Genomic DNA, 16,786 nt, shown 5'->3' with positions numbered 1-16,786 from the left:
ACTCTTCTTAGGCAAAATGGGAAAGATCCATCTGATTCAGGCGATCCAGATCTTCCTGAGTATCTACCCCTGGCGGCAAATTGGCTTCAGCCACCGCAATGGCAATACGGTGTCCATTTTCCAGTACCCGTAACTGCTCTAGAGATTCCAGTTTCTCCAGCACACCCATTTCCCAGGTCACATATTCTTGCAACAGTTTTACCCGATAGGCATATAGGCCTAAATGACGATAGGCCTGATCATGCAGTTTTGGTTCAGTCAGTTTCGCACCATCACGGTCATAAGGAATGGTAGCACGGCTAAAATACAGTGCTTGCTGGTGTTTTGACATGACAACTTTTACAATGCTGTCACGTTTGAATTCATCCAGTTGATGGATCGGCTCACATAGCGTCGACATGGAAGATTCAGGCTGATCTTCCAAGAGTTGAGCAACCTGTTTTACCAGTTGCGCCGGCAGTAAGGGTTCATCCCCCTGTACATTGACAATAATGTCCTCACTGGCCCAGCCTTTGATTCGAGCCACTTCACTCAAGCGGTCTGTGCCTGAAGGGTGATCCGCCGAGGTAATGACAACATCAATGCCTTCAGCACGGCAAACGGCAGCAATACGCTCATCATCAGTTGCCACACACAGATCATCAAAACCTTGCACTTTCTTGGCTTGATCCACTACCCGCAGAATCATGGGACGACCATGAATGTCCAGCAACGGTTTACCCGGCAGACGTGAACTGGCGAAACGTGCAGGAATAACAATGTGTTTCATAATGAATGAGCCTTAAGAAATTTGAATACCGTATTGTTGTAACTGTTGCTGCAAGACTGTATAGCAGGCTGGCGATAGGACTGCATCGACTGGCACCACCCAGATATCCTGTTTAAAATCTGGATATTGTTTAAGTAGCGCCATAATTTTTACTGCGTCTTTTTCAGTGGTAATAATCGGATTGTTATCATCGAACTGTAAATCTTCAATGTCATAGTCATGATGGTCTGGAAACTCATGACACTGAAATTGTTCTATGCCTAAATTTTGCAAGGTCTGATAAAACCGCTGTGGAAAGCCAATGCCGACTACCGCATAAAAAGCCGCTTGAGGATCAAAGATTTTATTGTTGTCCTGATTAAGCAAATAAGGCTGTGATGCAGCCAGATGCATATGCAGTTCAGAGCTTGGGTTAGCCGAATGCTCAATTACGGTTCCCGTTTTCAAACGGGTCACTGGTTCACGTAGATAACCTTCTGGAAGCAGTTTCTGATTACCCAGACCGCGATTATTATCCAGCACAATCCACTCAATCTGGCGATTCAAGGCCCAATGCTGCAGGCCATCATCACAGATAATCATATCCAGCTCATGTTTCTGCAATAAGAGTTCAATACTTTTCTGCCGGTTGGGACCAACTGCCATCGGCACACCTGTTGCCTGCACAATCAAGGCAGGCTCATCTCCGACAATCTCCGGCAAGGTATTAAAGTCGACATAGGCAGGAAATGGACCTTGGCCGCCATAGCCTCGACTGATCACGCCTACCCGAACATTTTTCTCGGTTAAATAATCCACCAGATGAATCAACAAAGGTGTTTTACCGCTACCACCGACTGTGATGTTACCAATTACCATAACGGGAATTGGTGCACTATAACTTTTTTTAATGCCTTTTTGATAAAGCCAGTGATTGCTGACAAAACCCAGGCGATACAACCATGACAAAGGACGCAGCACCACCAGCCACTTTGCCTGTGCATTCCAAGCATCCTGAATGATTTGTGCTAATGCCATGAGTTACTGTTCCTCAAAGTTACGCTGATGCAACTGATAATAAGCACCATGTAGCGCAATCAGTTCGGCATGACTGCCCTGCTCAACAATACGGCCCTGATCCATAACCACAATACGATCCGCGTTTTCAATCGTCGATAGACGATGTGCAATTACGATGGTCGTACGGTCCTGCATGGCTTTATCAAAGGCACGCTGAATAAAGTATTCCGACTCGTTATCCAGCGCACTGGTCGCTTCATCCAGAATCAGGATAGAGGCATTTTTCAAAATTGCGCGTGCGATCGCGATGCGCTGACGCTGGCCACCAGACAGGTTTAAACCCTGAGCACCCAGCTGAGTATTATAACCTTGCGGTAGTGCCATAATAAAATCATGCGCATAGGCTGCCTTTGCTGCCGCGATAATATCTTCATCGGAAGCACCTTCGAGCTGACCATAAGCAATATTTTCCCGCACGGTTCGGTTAAACAGTACTACTTGTTGGTTCACCATGGCAATCTGGGTTCGTAATGCGGTAATTTCAAAATCTTCAATCGGTTTCTGATCCAGCAGGATCTGCCCAGAAGTCGCATCCTGATAACGCACCAGTAGATTCACCAGCGAGCTTTTACCGGCCCCAGAACGACCGACCAGCGCCACTGTTTCACCGGCCTTCACCTTTAAATTAAAATCATGAATGGCATGATGACCATCATCATAAATCAAGTTGACATCTTTAAACTCGATATCGCCTTTCAGGCTATCCGTTAAAGTCCCGGTATTTTTTTCTTCAGGCATATCCAGCAATTCAAATACCGAATGAGCCGCAGCCATACCACGTTGAATTTTTTCATTGATATCCGTCAAGGCTTTGATCGGTCTTGCCAGCATACCCGCCGCAGTAATATAAGCGACAAATTCACCCGCAGAGGTGTCACCCAAGATTTGTGGGCGCAAGGCAATAAACATCACGATACTCAGTGAAATGGACATGATCAACTGCACGACAGGACTATTCAACTGTTGCACAGCGACCATTTTCAAGCCACGACGCAAGTTTTCAAGCGAGTTCTGTTTAAAGCGTTCCTGCTCAGAACTTTGCCCGCCAAAACCCTTGACGATCAGGTTGGCATTCACCGTTTCCTGCACCACATGGTTTACATCACCCATGGTGTCTTGTACTTGCTGCGATAATTTACGCATCCGTCTTGCAGCTTTACTGATAATAAAGCCAATGACTGGCGCAAAAATCAGGATACACATGGTCAGACGCCAGTTGGTATACAACAGGTAGCCTAATAATGCCAGAGTGATCAAACCTTGTTGCAACAAGGTTCTTAAAGCTTCAGTTGAAGCAGCCGTCAACTGTTCAACGTTATACATAATTTTGGCAGTAATATGCCCGCTGGTATTGTCCAGATAATACTGGGACGGTAAACGCAGCAATTTTGCAAAAACTTCCTGACGGATATTAAATACCAGATTCCGGGAAATTACCGCAGTAAAATATCCACCCATGAATAAACCCAGGCCCCGGAAGAACATGAGTATGACCACTAAAAACGGGAAAAGTGAAGTGAAACTCTGGTCTTTATTTTGAATCGCCTCAATAATATATTCCAGCAATTTGGCGACAGAAACTTCTGTGGCCGCATTAATAGAAAAACCTACCAGGACAAGTAATGCGATGCCCCAAAATGGTTTTAAATAACTTAAAAGGCGAAGATAGACCTTAAAATCGTGCTTCACTAATAACCTCGGGTAGGTACTTTGGTACTGATATTGATATTCACAAAGCCGAGCTGCCCGGCCACATCCATGACACGAATCACGTCCTGATGACTGGCTTTTGCGTCAGCTGCGATGACAAACATTAAATCACGGCGTTCATTTGAAATCTGTTTAATTGCAGTATTTAAATCCGCAACTTCCTTGCTGGCCAAGGATTGACCATTGACTGCATAATGACCATTAGCATCCACAATCACTTCAACTTTCTGATCATAGCTTTTAGGCGGTACCCCTTGCGCGTCAGGCAAGGTTAGATTCATTCGGCTCATTTGACTAAAAGTCGTCGACAAAAGCAAAAAGACCAGAATAAACAGCAGACAGTCAATCATTGGTGTCAGATTAATATGCACATCTTCCACCTGGTTGCGTTTGAATTTCATCATCCGCCTCCTAGCTGGCTTTTTGCATGTCTTGGTCTATGTCTGCATGATTGCGATAAAAAAGATCCGCATGAAACAAAGTCGCTTGCTGCTCAAGTTCAGCCACATATTCCTGAACAAGGCGCTGAAAATAACGGTGCGCAAACAGTGCAGGAATTGCAATCAGCATACCGGCTGCCGTGGTAATTAAAGCCTTAGAAATACCGGGCATCATCAAGACCGGATCACTTCCAGTTCCCACATCGATCATCAGGAAAGACTCAATAATCCCAAGTACGGTCCCCAACAAACCGAGTAAAGGCGCAACTGCACTCAACGTGCCCAGAAAATTAATATTTTTTTCCAGATAACCGATTTCCTGTGACGCCACGACTTCCATCTGCGCGCGAGCATACTGCTCACCCTGCGGCTTACTAGTATAGCCCGCAGCCAATACCCGGCCCAAAGTGCTTTGCTTTAAGGCCGCACTTTGATTCATTTTTTGCATGACTTGTGCTGTATTTTGCGAAGGCCCCATCAACAGGATCGACGGAAGTACTACGTTCTTTTTCAGGCGGATCAGGCGCTCGATCGAAATCGCCAGCATGAAGATAGAACACAAGACCAGGGGCAGCATGAGCCAACCACCTGCTTTAACCAATTCCCACATCTAATTTATTCCCCAATAAAAAAAATATATAAATTATTCATCTTCTAAAATAGAAAGAATGCCATCCAGCTCTTCTAAAGAGTGATAGCTAATAACCAGTTTCCCTTTACCTTGCTTGTTATAGTCAATTTTAACATCTGCACTGAAACGCTCTGAAAGGCGCTGAGTCAATTGCTGAATATCCGGTGCTACAGCTTCTTTTACTTTTTCTTGTTTAGGTGTATTGAAATCACGGACTAACTGCTCGGTTTGACGAACAGACAGACTTTTTTCAATTACGATATCTGCAACTTTGAGCTGATCTTTAGCTTTTAAGGTTAAGATCGCACGTGCATGCCCCATATCCAGCAAACCTTGCTGCATAAAGTCTTTCACTTCTTCTGCCAGGCTAAGCAGGCGAAGTAGGTTACTCACTGTCGTACGCGCTTTACCCACGGTATCGGCAATTTCCTGATGGCTTAGGCCAAATTCTTCATGAAAACGCTGCAAGGCCATCGCCTGATCAATCGGATTCAGATCCTGACGCTGGATGTTTTCAATCAAGGCCAGTGCAATCGCAACCTGATCATTCAGATCACGTACAATCGCAGGAACCTCGGTCAAACCCGCTAACTGTGCCGCACGCCAGCGACGCTCACCCGCAATAATTTCATACGGATAGCGTTCATCATCAACCGGACGGATCACGATGGGCTGCATGATGCCATGCTTTTCAATCGATGCCGCCAGTTCTTGCAAATCCTGCTCGTTAATATAACGGCGTGGCTGGTATTCACCGCGCTTGAGCAAGTTTACATCGATCTGTTTTAGCTGACCATGATCAATGCCTTGGGCTTCGAGTTGTAATTTTTCTTTTTGAATTGATCCCAGCAAGGCATCCAAGCCACGACCTTTGGCGAGTCCACGTTTCTTGACGGTCATGCTTTACTTCCTTTTTTCACTTTGCTTTTCTTTAATACTTCAGCTGCCAGATTTAAGTAAGCAACTGCACCCTTTGAGCTTTTTTCAAAATAAATCACCGGCAAACCGTGTGCTGGCGCTTCAGCCAGACGAATATTTCGTGGAATTACGGTTTCATACAGTTTTTTACCGAAATATTGTTCTAATTCTTCAGAGACATCACGAGTCAAGGCATTACGTGCATCGTACATGGTGCGTAATACACCGACAATTTGCAGGTCCGGATTCAATGCTTGCTGAATCCGATCGATGGTTTGGGTTAAATCCGCCAGACCTTCCAGTGCATAATATTCACACTGCATTGGAATCAGCACACCATCCACGGCTGCCAAAGCATTGACAGTAATCAGGCTAAGACTCGGTGCACAATCAACAATAATATAATCAAATGAGGATTCAATTTCCTGCAATGCATCCCGTAAAATGAACTCGCGCCCTTCCTGCTCTGCAATCGCCAACTCAACCCCAGCCAGATCACGGTTTGCCCCAAGTACCTTGTAACCGACTTCCGCCTTAGATATCGCCGTTTCAATCGGCACTTCACCCAGCAACACATCGGTAACCGAATACAGCAGGTCATTCTTCTGAATGCCAGACCCCATGGTCGCATTACCTTGCGAATCCATATCGACCAGCAAAACACGTTTTTTTAACACAGCTAAAGATGCCGCCAAATTTACTGCGGTTGTGGTTTTACCTACACCACCTTTTTGGTTTGCAATCGCAATAATTTGTGCCATGTTGCCCCCAATCCCTTTAAAAATCTTAAATACGTTTTAATAGAAGTAAATGACGCTGTTCGTCTAAGCGCGGAACTTTAAGTTCAATAATCTCACAACTAAATTCATTTTTTAAAGTAGCAACTTCATCTTCAGGAATTAAGCCTTTCATTGAGGCAATAATCGTTTGTTCGTGCATATATGGCTTAGAAGCATCGACAAAGTCTGTTAATGATGCAAAGGCACGACTGGTAATCACATCAAATTGACCCAGCTCATTGATGCTGTCTTCGTTTTCTACACGCGTTTGCACGGCAATAACATTTTTAAGTTTCAGGTCAGCAATAAACTGCTTGAGGAAACGAATTTTTTTACCGTTAGAATCCAGTAATACACATTCACGCTCAGGCTGACATAAAGCAATGATCATGCCCGGCATACCGCCACCTGTACCGATATCCAGCAGTCTGCCTACAGGCAAGTCCTTTAAAATACTTAAACTGTCGAGCAGATGCTTGACCAGCATTTCTTTAGGATCACGGATTGCAGTCAAATTGTATGCTTTGTTCCACAACACCAAAGCATCCTGATACTTGAGTAATAAATTTAAAGCTTCATCAGATAGCTCTAAACCCAAAGCCTGACTACCCTGCTTTAGTTCTTGAAAAAACATGTGCATAAACAATCTACGCTCGAAAAAGTTAGGTGGAAGTATACCGTTTTCTCTATATTGGCACAGTAGGCAGTGCTTAGCGAATATTCACTTAAGCAAACTTCCCTTCATGGATCGCTGTATCCAGTGCCGTTAAACGCTCCGGGGTTCCCACATCAACCCAAATGCCTACCAATTTAGAAGCGGCAACCTGCTGATTCTGCATTGCCGCTTTTAGCAATGGCGCTAAAGGACGCTTGCCAGTCTCTAAGCCTTGGAACATCTTTGGATCAAGCACGGATACACCACTAAAAGTCAGGTTTTCACCTTCGACTTGCTGATCAAAGGTATAAGCTTTCCCGGCTGCAAGCGTAAAATCACCTTCAGGATGTTGTTCAGGGTTCTGCACAAGTACGAGATGCGCCAAATTATCCTTTAGATCAATATCCAGTAAAGGAGCAAAATCCATCGTGGTCCAGACATCACCATTTAACAGAATAAAAGGTTCATCACCGAGTAGCGGCAAGGCATTAATGATTCCTCCAGCGGTTTCCAGACCTTCACCCTCATGTGACCAAAGGATGTTGATGCCAAATCGTGAACCATCGCCCAAAGCTTCTGCGAGTTTTTCACCGAGCCAAGCCGTATTGATGACAATTTCAGTAACACCGATCGCAGCCAGTTTCTCTATATGCCAGACAATTAAGGGCTTGCCCCCAACTTCCAGCAAAGGCTTTGGCGTATGCAGCGTTAGCGGCTGCATACGATTACCGAGTCCTGCGGCCAAAATCATCGCTTTCATTCAGGCAGCCACCTCATATGAGCCATATTTAGCTTCAAATGCAGGCATCACTCTGTCACGCATAAACTGCATGAATGGCTCTAGTTCTGCATAAGCCTTAGATTCTTCAAGCAGATACCACATCACACGTGGCAAGTCCTTGAGATAACCTGACTTGCCATCACGCTCAAATAAGCGCACAAAAATACCGAGGATCTTGATATGACGCTGAATCGCCATCATGTCGGCATCTTTCTTGAACTGTTCAAAATCACGATCTTCTTTGGCAGAAACTGGCAACAGATTATAGAAAGTTTTGAACCAGCGATACACACGGTCGGCATTCCACTGTACATAGGCATCACGGGTAATCGAGATCAGGTCATAAGTATCTGCACCAATCACGGCATCCTGAAAATCAATCACACCGAGTTCGGTTTCATTGTCGATTTTCATCAGGTTACGGCTATGAAAGTCCCGATGTACAATTACCTGTGGCTGTGCCAAAGCGGCATTGGCCAGAATCGCAAAAGTGCGTTTGATCAAGGCGCTTTCTGATTCAGTCGGTTGAACCTTTAACGCTGGCAACATCCAGTCAGTCAGCAATTCCATTTCTGAGATCAGTTTTTCATAAGAATATGCCGGGAAATGCCCTTCTCCAGCAATCGATTGCAGCTGAATCAGCTGCTTAAAGCTTTGCTCATAATAGGCATCTACAGTCTCATCATTCAGCAGATTCGACAGCAGCACATCCCCCAAGTCTTCGAGGAGTAAAAAGCCATTTTCTAGGTCTTTTGCCACGATATGTGGAACACGCACGCCATGTGCATCAAAAAACTCATCTATCGTCACAAAAGGCACACAATCTTCTTTTTCTGGTGGTGCATCCATCAGCATAAATGTTTTATTATTCAGTTTGATTCGTGCATAACGACGGAAGCTGGCATCACCTGCTAAAAAATGAGTTTCAAATTGATCTGAACCGAGTACAGAGGCAATCCAAGATTGTATCAATTGTTCGCGTTGTGTATTCATTTGCAATTAATTCTAATACAGGCTGAGTTTTTAAAGTGCTAAGTGTAGCTACTTATCAACTTTTTCTCTATGATGCGACAATAATTAATTGCGATAAAAGCATGATTGGTTAATGAGACAAATGAAGCATCACTTTAAAATAAATCCTCTAGCGACTGCGATCTTAACCCTTTTATGTGGCAGCTCAGCCTCCGGCTATGCTGCATCAAATGTCTCGTCCGATGTAAATGCAGAACAACTCAAACAGCGCATAAATGAGACCTATCCAGGTGAAGCATTCTTTTCGCAATACTATGTCGACAAATCCTCAGCTGAGGCACAGCAGCGGCAGGAAAAATACTTAAGTTCAGCTTATTGTGAAGGCACCTGGGTGACCCCGATTGCTCCAGATGCAGCAACCGTTGCGCCAGATCAGGCTACATCCACCATTACTGCAGATTATGGTCACTACAATCCAGCAGGTGACTCTTATTTAGAAGGCAATGTCATCATTGACCAGCAAGGTCGCCAGATTCGTGCTGAACGCGTAACGATTGATCAAACCCAAACCTATGCCAAAGCAGAAGGTCGTGTACAACTTGCTCAGGGTGGCCTGCTCTCGCAAAGTGATGATATTAATTATAATTTAAAGACCCAAGAAGGCGACCTAAATAACAGCTTCTATATTGCCGAGCAGCAACATGCGCATGGTCGGGCAGAAAAGATCGCCAGAACCTCGACCGAGACAGTAGAACTGGAAAATGCGACCTATACCACCTGTCCACCTGAGCAAAAACCAACCTGGAAAATCCAAGCAGAAAAGATCAAGCTGAACCAGGAAACCGGACGTGGTGAAACCCGCAATACCAAGTTGTATGTTAAAGATGTTCCGGTCTTGGCAGTTCCCTATTTCAACTTCCCGATTGATGACCGCCGCACTACCGGTATTCTGACGCCGACATTTGGCTTTACCAATGATGGTGGTCTGGAACTGGGTGTTCCGGTTTACCTGAATTTGGCACCGCAATATGATGCGACAATTACGCCGCGTTATATTGGCGATCGTGGTGTGATGTTAGACGGTGAGTTTCGCTATCTGACTGAAAATTATGGTGAAGGCCGTATTTGGGGAGGTTATCTGCCTTCCGATGAAAGCTATAGCGATGAAGATCGTAAAAGCCTGCATTTTTTACATAATTGGCAGATCAATAATCAGCTTTCCACCAACCTTGAATATAACTACGCTTCAGACAAAGATTACTTTGCCGATCTGGATAACAACCCGAACTCTAAAACTGACCTGAACTTACGCCGTGCCTGGGAAGTCAATTACAAAAATGGTATTCCTGGCTTAAAGGCACAATTCAAAGTTGAAGATTTCCAGACCCTAGATCCAACTGTACTGGATGAAGACCGTCCTTATGCACGTCTGCCGCAGCTTTTAGTCAATTACAAAACTGGCAATCCATTGGGATTACAGCTTGAATTTAATAACGATACGGCTTATTTCCAGAAAGACCTGAGAAATTTCGCCGATACTGATCCAACGGGTGAGAAGGTATATCAGCCAAGTGGTACACGGATCTATAATGACTTTTCCGTGCGTTATAATCATTTTACCCCGTGGTCATTCTTCATTCCTCAGGCGACTGTACGCAACATCAATACTTTCTATGATGAAAAAACCCAAAGCCGTAGCGCGTCTAGTGAAAATAATTCAATTGTGGTGCCACAATTCACGCTGGACACCGGCTTAATTTTTGAAAAAGAAGGTACGTATCTACAGACCTTAACGCCTCGTCTGTTCTATGCGTATTCACCTTATGAGAACCAGCAGAATCAGCCAAACTTTGATTCAGTCGTCGCTTCGATTAATTATGATCAACTTTTCAGTGCGCGTCGCTTTTATGGTAATGACCGCCTGGAAGACAATAACTTTGCCTCCTTAGGTCTGAGCTATAGCCTATTTAATGAAGAAGGTCTGGAGCGCCTGCGTGCCAGCGTTGGACAGAGCTTTTTCTTTGAAGATCGCCGTGTAACGTTGGAAAATGATGCAGATGAATTCGACCGTGAAAGTCATACTGGCCCTGTAATTCAACTGACCAGCCAGCTGTCAAATAATGTTCACGTTAATCTGAACTCAAGCTGGATGTCGAATGGATCGAATGCCCAACGAGATTTGCAGGTTTATTATACCGGTGAGCAAGGCAATCTTTATAACCTAGGCTATTTCTATCGCAAAGATATTCCGAACCGTCAAAAGAGCTATGATCATGTGGTGGGTTCATTTATCCAGCCGATTGCCAACAACTGGCGTCTGGTTGGACATGCCCAGTTTGACCTCGACAATAGTGTCGCACGGGAATATTTACTTGGCGTGAACTATGAGTCATGCTGTTGGGGAGTTTCTGTTTACGGTCGCTCATATTACAATGACTTAGACGACGTTAATGATTCAAGCGTCAAAGCCAAACGCGCCATTATGGCCGAAGTCAGCCTGAAAGGCTTAGGTGGGTTAAGCAGCAAACTCACCTCATTACTAGAAAATCGTATTCTAGGTTTTAACAATATCAATCAAACTTGGACAGAACGTTAATGAAGACAAAACAGTTAAAACAAATTTTTAAAGCAACCGCACTTGCGCTATGCCTTTCTTCAGCGATGACGACTTTTGCTGTTGCCCAACCTAAAGATGAAGTTGTAGCTGTAGTCGACAATAGTATCATTCTACGTAGTGACTTGGCTCAAGGTGTAGCCGAAATCTCACATCAGCTGCAAAAACAGAAAAAGGCAGTTCCACCACAACAATATCTTGAGCAACAAGCTTTAGAGCAACTGATTATTCGTCAGGCACAGCTTGAACAAGTTAAACGTTATAACATTCGTCCAGATGAAAAAGCTTTAAATGAAGCCGTCCTGAAAGTTGCCCGTGATTCTGGTTCACCGAGTCTGGAAGCATTCCAGCAGAAACTGGATGCCATGGCGCCGAATACCTATGCTTCTTTACGCAACCGTATTGCTGAAGATTTAGCACTGAATCGTTTACGTCAACAAATCGTGACTTCACGTATTCAAATTACAGATCAAGATGTTAAAAACTTCCTAAATACCCCGCAAGGTCAAGCTTTGCTTGGCAGTCAGGTCCATGTACTGCATTTACGGGTAAGCGGTGAAAATGCTGAACAAATTGCAACACAGGTAAAGCAAGAATTAAATAGCAGCAATGACATTCAGGCGATCGGCAAAAAGTACAGCACTGGCGGCGTTAAAGTCGAAGCTGCTGATATGGGTGTGAGAAACCTGTCAGAAATTCCAGCAGAACTGGCTGCACGCGTGACTACCCTGCAACCAGGTCAAACTTCTGAACTGATTCCTGTCGCTGATGGTGTACATGTTCTGAAGCTCTTGGAACGTAAAGGTGGCGAACAGAAAGCCCTTGTTCCGCAATATTTAACACGACACATTCTGATTCAACCGTCTGAAGTGGTCAGTCCTGAAAATGCCAAACAAATGATTGATAGTCTGTATAACCGCCTCAAACAAGGTGAAGATTTTACTGTTTTAGCTTCAACGTTCTCCAATGATACTGGCTCGGCTCGTGATGGTGGAAGTCTTGGCTGGGTTAGCCCAGGGGTAATGGTACCTGAATTTGAACAGCAGATGAAAAGCACCCCAGTAGGTCAGTTCAGTAAACCATTTCAATCCCAGTTTGGCTGGCATATTCTGCAAGTGAGTGAAACACGCCAACAAGATATGACACAGGAATATCAGGAACGTATGGCTCGCCAATTGCTCGGTGAACGTCAATTTGATGCCGAATTAGATAGCTGGTTACGTGAAACGCGCAATAATGCTTATGTAGAAATCAAAGATCCTCAACTGGATCCTAAACGTAACCGTTAAGCCTTACCATAATCCTAAAAAGCCAACGACATCTCGTTGGCTTTTTATTTAAAAAACTTAAAACGTACAGATATAAAAAAACCTCTCATATAGAGAGGTTTTTTAATTTTCAAACTCGATTAACGATTGTTTTCATCGTCTGAAGAGTCTTCAAATTTAGTGTCGTTGTCAAAACCAGTGCCTTGACCACCAAAGCCAGCACCTTGACCACCGAAGCCACCTTGACCACCGAAGCCGGCACCTTGACCACCGAAGCCGCCTTGACCACCAAAGCCACCGCCTTGACCGCCGAAGCCACCTTGACCACCGAAGCCGCCGCCTTGACCGCCAAAACCACCTTGACCACCGAAGCCGCCAGCACCTTGACCGCCACCAAAGCCACCTGCAGCACCTTGACCACCGAAGCCCGCACCTTGTGGACCAGCAGGCGCGCCAGCAGGACGTGGATTACGTGCAGGTACTACAGTTGAAATTGCATGCTTATAAACCATTTGGCTTACTGTATTTTTTAATAAAACCACGTATTGGTCAAAAGATTCGATATGACCTTGTAATTTAATACCGTTTACCAGGAAGATAGATACTGGGATACGTTCCTTACGGAGAGAATTCAAGAATGGATCTTGTAAAGTTTGACCTTTAGACATGTTATAACTCCAAAAAAATTAAAAATCAGCGCAAAAACTATCTCTATTTTTCAATTAAAAATTATAAAAAAGATAGTCCCTAAATTTTGCTTTATCCGTGACAGTTTCGCAAGTCTTCTTGAGCCTGCTGTAGCGTAAAATATGTTGTAAATTTATGCTTTTCTTGCAAAGACCTTAACCACGTATATTGACGTTTTGCAAGTTGTCGTGTCGCAAATAAAGCTTTATCCTCCATTTCCCGTTGCTTTTCCTTGGTTTTATCAGCATTTTTTAAGAATTCTATAGCCTGACGATAACCCACTGAACGCATGGAAGGTAAATTTTCATTAAAATCGTATTTTTCAATTAAATTCACAACTTCATTTAAAAAACCGCTTTTCCACATAATTTCCAGACGTTGTTCAATACGCCCATGTAATTCTAACCGATCTGGCATCAACGCATAATTATGGAAACTGTAACGATATGGTAAGTTTTTAGGTTGTTCTGCCTGTAGTTTTGTAATCGGCTCACCAGTCAATTTAAAAACTTCCAAGGCCCGAATAATGCGCTGCTTGTCGCTGACCTTGAATTTTTCACCGGCAATCGGATCGACTGCACATAATTCTTCATAAACCGCTTCCCAACCCTCCCGCTCACCTTTCGCCTCAATCTCAGCCCGGATAGCATAGTCTGCACTTGGTAAATTATCTGACAAGCCTTCAAGTAAGGCCTTAAAATACAGCATGGTTCCGCCAACCAGAATCGGGGTTTTACCACGTGCATGAATATCATCAATCAGGCGGCAAGCATCTTCGACAAAGTTGGCTGCAGAATACACTTCAAGTGGACTGATAATATCAATCAGATGATGCGGATAGCGCGCCAGTTCTTCTTTGGAGGGCTTGGCTGTACCAATGTCCATTCCCCGATAAACTAGCGCAGAATCGACTGAAATCAGCTCAAATTTCCCTTGCTCATACAGTTCACATGCCAAAGCGGTTTTACCACTTGCAGTTGGCCCCATTAAATTGATGACCGGCAATTGATTGGACATGTAAAACTACTCTCCTCGAGCAAAAAGTTTATCTAGTTGAGCCAATGGAAAGGCGCGCCAAGTCGGACGGCCATGATTACATTGACTGGCAAATTCGGTTTGTTCCATCTGACGTAATAAAGCATTCATTTCCGACAAACTCAGGATACGATGCGCTCGCACTGCACCATGACAGGCCATGCCTGCCAGAATCTGGTCACGCTTCTGCAATAGACTTTGTGCCTGATCCCCCGGATCTAAATCATTCAATAATTCAGGAATCAGGGCATCGAAATCGGCCTTGTGTAGAATAGCCGGCACCCCACGTACAATGATTTGTTCATCACCATACTGATCAATTTCCAGACCCAAACGCGCCAACTGCTCTTTCAGCTCTTCAACCCGCATGGCCTGCATCCGGCTAATGTTTACGACCTTTGGAATCAGCAATTGTTGTGAGGTCCAGAATTCAGGTTTATCCCAGGCCGATTTCATTTGCTGCAAGACAATACGCTCATGCGCCGCATGCATATCCACAATAATCAGACCTTCGGTATTTTGCGCCAGAATATAAATGCCGTGTAACTGGGCAATTGCAATACCTAAGGGATGCTCATCCACTTTGGTGTTCACATGTGTCTGAAAAGACTGCTCAGGGCTGAATATTTCGGTTTCCGAACTTTCTCTGAGCGGTGCTAAATAACTTTGCAAGGCATTATTCAGCTGCTGTGAACCAGAATAAGATTTACGGTAATCTTGGGAATAATGCACTGTTTGTGGACCTGAAGATGCAAAATCGGTCAGCACATCTGAAGTTTCATTTTCACTTAAGGCAGATGTCGTTCTCACCACCTGTGGCTGAGAATGCGCAGTCTGATGCAGGCTAAACTGTTCCTGATAACGCGGTTGCGGGGCCGTCAAGCCAGGCTGCTCATCCTGTTTCATTGCCTCGGCTAAATCTGCAGTTGCGGTCTGGAATTGTGCCAGCGTTTCCTTGGCATAATGCCGCACAAACTCATGTACTTCACGTTGATTCAGGAAGCGAATTTCATGCTTGGTCGGATGGACGTTCACATCAACATTTTCCGGATCAACTTCTAAAAACAGTAAATAAGCCGCATGCTGATGGCCATGCAAGATGCCGTCATAGGCCATACGCAAGGCATGGGAAATGGTTTTGTCTTTGACAATCCGGCCATTCACATAGACATATTGTAGATCCGCCTGTGCACGCGCATCCGAAGGATGACCGAGCCAGCCAGATAAACGCATATTGATACTGTCTGCATCTATCCAGTAGGCATTTTCAGTAAACTGGCGGCCAAGTAGCTGTTGAACGCGCTGGAAACGCAAAGCGCCGCTATCCGCCACGGGTAAATTCAGCTTGATGCTTTCATTATGTTCTAGCACAAACCGGATATCAAAATGCGTCAGTGCCATACGGCGTACAATTTCTTCAATATGACCAAATTCAGTGCCCGGTTTTTTCAGGAATTTACGCCGTGCAGGCACATTAAAAAACAAATCCTGAACCCGGATATGCGTCCCTTTCGAGGCTGCAACAGCCTGAATTTCCTGATGATCAAAAGCCGTACCATTGACTTCGACCTGATAACCGATGCCCTCGTCACTTTGACTGCTGATCATGGTCAGGCGTGAAACTGCTGCTATCGACGCCAGTGCCTCGCCACGAAAGCCCAGACTGCTGATTGCATACAGCTCATCAGCACTCTGGATTTTGCTGGTGGCATGACGCATCACGGCCAGCGGTAAATCCTCATGATGAATTCCGCGTCCATTGTCGATGATTTCAATTAAAGTACTGCCGCCCTGTTCGACCCGAATGATCAGCTCTGTCGCCCCCGCATCAATCGAGTTTTCCAGTAACTCCTTGACCACAGAAGCCGGACGTTCAATCACCTCACCTGCGGCAATCTGGTTGGCAAGTGCAGGATCAAGGGCACGAATACGGCGCAGACTTAAATCATTCGACATGTGAAAATTGACGCTCCAGAGCCTCTCGTAAAGCAAGATTCGATGAAATCAGGCTTGCAGTACGGGTAAGTTCATCTTCAGATTTTAAAATTTCAATAATCAGGTCAGCTTGCGGAATTTCATCACCACCTTTAGATGGCCATTCAAATAAAAATAGCGCATTCGGTGTTTCCAGGTAATCCCGGATGCCCATCAGTTCCAGTTCATACGGATCATTCAGACGATACAAGTCAAAATGAAAAATATCCTGACCATTAATTTGATAGGGTTCGACCAGTGTATAAGTTGGACTTTTCACTGAACCTTTATGACCCAGCTGTTGCAAATAATAACGTGTTAACGTCGTTTTTCCTGCCCCTAGGTCACCAATCAGATACACGACCCCCGCAGGGAAATTCTCCGCCAGAACCTTGGCTAGTTTTTGGGTATCGTCTTCATGATTTAAAGTGACATTAAATGAATAAGGCATATTACTCACGACATGATGCAAAAGAATAAATATGATAGCATCG

General features: G+C 44.6%; 16 protein-coding genes. 2 read left to right on the top strand and 14 right to left on the bottom strand.

Annotated features, from left to right (window positions below):
- Nucleotides 1–7: 7 nt before the first annotated feature.
- From kdsB to NI470_RS01730, 10 genes are all read right to left on the bottom strand, one after another.
- Entirely contained in the window at nucleotides 8–769 is a 762-nt protein-coding gene (gene kdsB, locus NI470_RS01775) for a 3-deoxy-manno-octulosonate cytidylyltransferase (RefSeq protein WP_004278879.1), read from the bottom strand.
- Nucleotides 770–781: 12 nt separating this feature from the next.
- The gene (gene lpxK, locus NI470_RS01770) at nucleotides 782–1,786 is read right to left on the bottom strand and encodes a tetraacyldisaccharide 4'-kinase (RefSeq protein WP_004731483.1); all 1,005 of its coding nucleotides are present in this window, start codon (nucleotides 1,784–1,786) and stop codon (nucleotides 782–784) included.
- 3 nt (nucleotides 1,787–1,789) lie between these two features.
- Nucleotides 1,790–3,517 carry a lipid A export permease/ATP-binding protein MsbA gene (msbA, locus tag NI470_RS01765; RefSeq protein WP_004278883.1) on the bottom strand — a complete coding sequence of 576 codons (1,728 nt, stop codon included), beginning with the start codon at nucleotides 3,515–3,517 and terminating at the stop codon, nucleotides 1,790–1,792.
- Nucleotides 3,517–3,939, bottom strand: coding sequence for an ExbD/TolR family protein (locus NI470_RS01760; protein ID WP_004278885.1), 423 nt, complete (start codon nucleotides 3,937–3,939; stop codon nucleotides 3,517–3,519). Before NI470_RS01760 ends, msbA begins: the two co-directional genes overlap by 1 nt.
- A 10-nt stretch (nucleotides 3,940–3,949) precedes the next feature.
- On the bottom strand, nucleotides 3,950–4,588 hold the full coding sequence (locus tag NI470_RS01755; protein ID WP_004278886.1) for a MotA/TolQ/ExbB proton channel family protein: 639 nt from the start codon (nucleotides 4,586–4,588) through the stop codon (nucleotides 3,950–3,952).
- Nucleotides 4,589–4,621: 33 nt separating this feature from the next.
- Nucleotides 4,622–5,509: a ParB/RepB/Spo0J family partition protein gene (locus tag NI470_RS01750; RefSeq protein ID WP_004278887.1), complete on the bottom strand. Its 888-nt coding sequence runs from the start codon at nucleotides 5,507–5,509 to the stop codon at nucleotides 4,622–4,624.
- Nucleotides 5,506–6,288 carry a ParA family protein gene (locus NI470_RS01745; protein WP_004278889.1) on the bottom strand — a complete coding sequence of 261 codons (783 nt, stop codon included), beginning with the start codon at nucleotides 6,286–6,288 and terminating at the stop codon, nucleotides 5,506–5,508. Before NI470_RS01745 ends, NI470_RS01750 begins: the two co-directional genes overlap by 4 nt.
- Nucleotides 6,289–6,313: 25 nt before the next feature.
- Nucleotides 6,314–6,946: a 16S rRNA (guanine(527)-N(7))-methyltransferase RsmG gene (rsmG, locus tag NI470_RS01740; protein WP_004278890.1), complete on the bottom strand. Its 633-nt coding sequence runs from the start codon at nucleotides 6,944–6,946 to the stop codon at nucleotides 6,314–6,316.
- 85 nt (nucleotides 6,947–7,031) lie between these two features.
- Nucleotides 7,032–7,721 carry an N-acetylmuramate alpha-1-phosphate uridylyltransferase MurU gene (murU, locus tag NI470_RS01735; RefSeq protein WP_004278892.1) on the bottom strand — a complete coding sequence of 230 codons (690 nt, stop codon included), beginning with the start codon at nucleotides 7,719–7,721 and terminating at the stop codon, nucleotides 7,032–7,034.
- Nucleotides 7,722–8,735 carry an aminoglycoside phosphotransferase family protein gene (locus NI470_RS01730; RefSeq protein WP_005103483.1) on the bottom strand — a complete coding sequence of 338 codons (1,014 nt, stop codon included), beginning with the start codon at nucleotides 8,733–8,735 and terminating at the stop codon, nucleotides 7,722–7,724.
- A 121-nt stretch (nucleotides 8,736–8,856) separates the two neighbouring features.
- Between NI470_RS01730 and NI470_RS01725 the strand changes: the two genes are divergently transcribed.
- Nucleotides 8,857–11,310, top strand: coding sequence for an LPS-assembly protein LptD (locus NI470_RS01725; protein ID WP_004278895.1), 2,454 nt, complete (start codon nucleotides 8,857–8,859; stop codon nucleotides 11,308–11,310).
- On the top strand, nucleotides 11,310–12,617 hold the full coding sequence (locus tag NI470_RS01720) for a peptidylprolyl isomerase (protein WP_005103486.1): 1,308 nt from the start codon (nucleotides 11,310–11,312) through the stop codon (nucleotides 12,615–12,617). Before NI470_RS01725 ends, NI470_RS01720 begins: the two co-directional genes overlap by 1 nt.
- 119 nt (nucleotides 12,618–12,736) lie before the next feature.
- Here NI470_RS01720 and hfq read toward each other — a convergent pair whose 3' ends face one another.
- The 4 genes from hfq to tsaE form a co-directional block, all read right to left on the bottom strand.
- Nucleotides 12,737–13,264 carry an RNA chaperone Hfq gene (gene hfq, locus NI470_RS01715; protein ID WP_004278899.1) on the bottom strand — a complete coding sequence of 176 codons (528 nt, stop codon included), beginning with the start codon at nucleotides 13,262–13,264 and terminating at the stop codon, nucleotides 12,737–12,739.
- 91 nt (nucleotides 13,265–13,355) lie between these two features.
- Nucleotides 13,356–14,300, bottom strand: a complete 945-nt coding sequence (gene miaA / locus NI470_RS01710; RefSeq protein ID WP_004278902.1) for a tRNA (adenosine(37)-N6)-dimethylallyltransferase MiaA — start codon at nucleotides 14,298–14,300, stop codon at nucleotides 13,356–13,358.
- A 6-nt stretch (nucleotides 14,301–14,306) separates the two neighbouring features.
- Nucleotides 14,307–16,274: a DNA mismatch repair endonuclease MutL gene (mutL, locus tag NI470_RS01705; RefSeq protein WP_004278903.1), complete on the bottom strand. Its 1,968-nt coding sequence runs from the start codon at nucleotides 16,272–16,274 to the stop codon at nucleotides 14,307–14,309.
- Complete coding sequence (gene tsaE / locus NI470_RS01700) at nucleotides 16,264–16,743, bottom strand: tRNA (adenosine(37)-N6)-threonylcarbamoyltransferase complex ATPase subunit type 1 TsaE (RefSeq protein WP_004645485.1); 480 nt, start codon at nucleotides 16,741–16,743, stop codon at nucleotides 16,264–16,266. Before tsaE ends, mutL begins: the two co-directional genes overlap by 11 nt.
- Between the last annotated feature and the right edge of the window lie 43 nt (nucleotides 16,744–16,786).

This window comes from Acinetobacter lwoffii (assembly GCF_024129115.1).
Classification (GTDB): domain Bacteria; phylum Pseudomonadota; class Gammaproteobacteria; order Pseudomonadales; family Moraxellaceae; genus Acinetobacter; species Acinetobacter lwoffii_T.
This window is presented reverse-complemented; position numbering and strand designations above follow the sequence as displayed.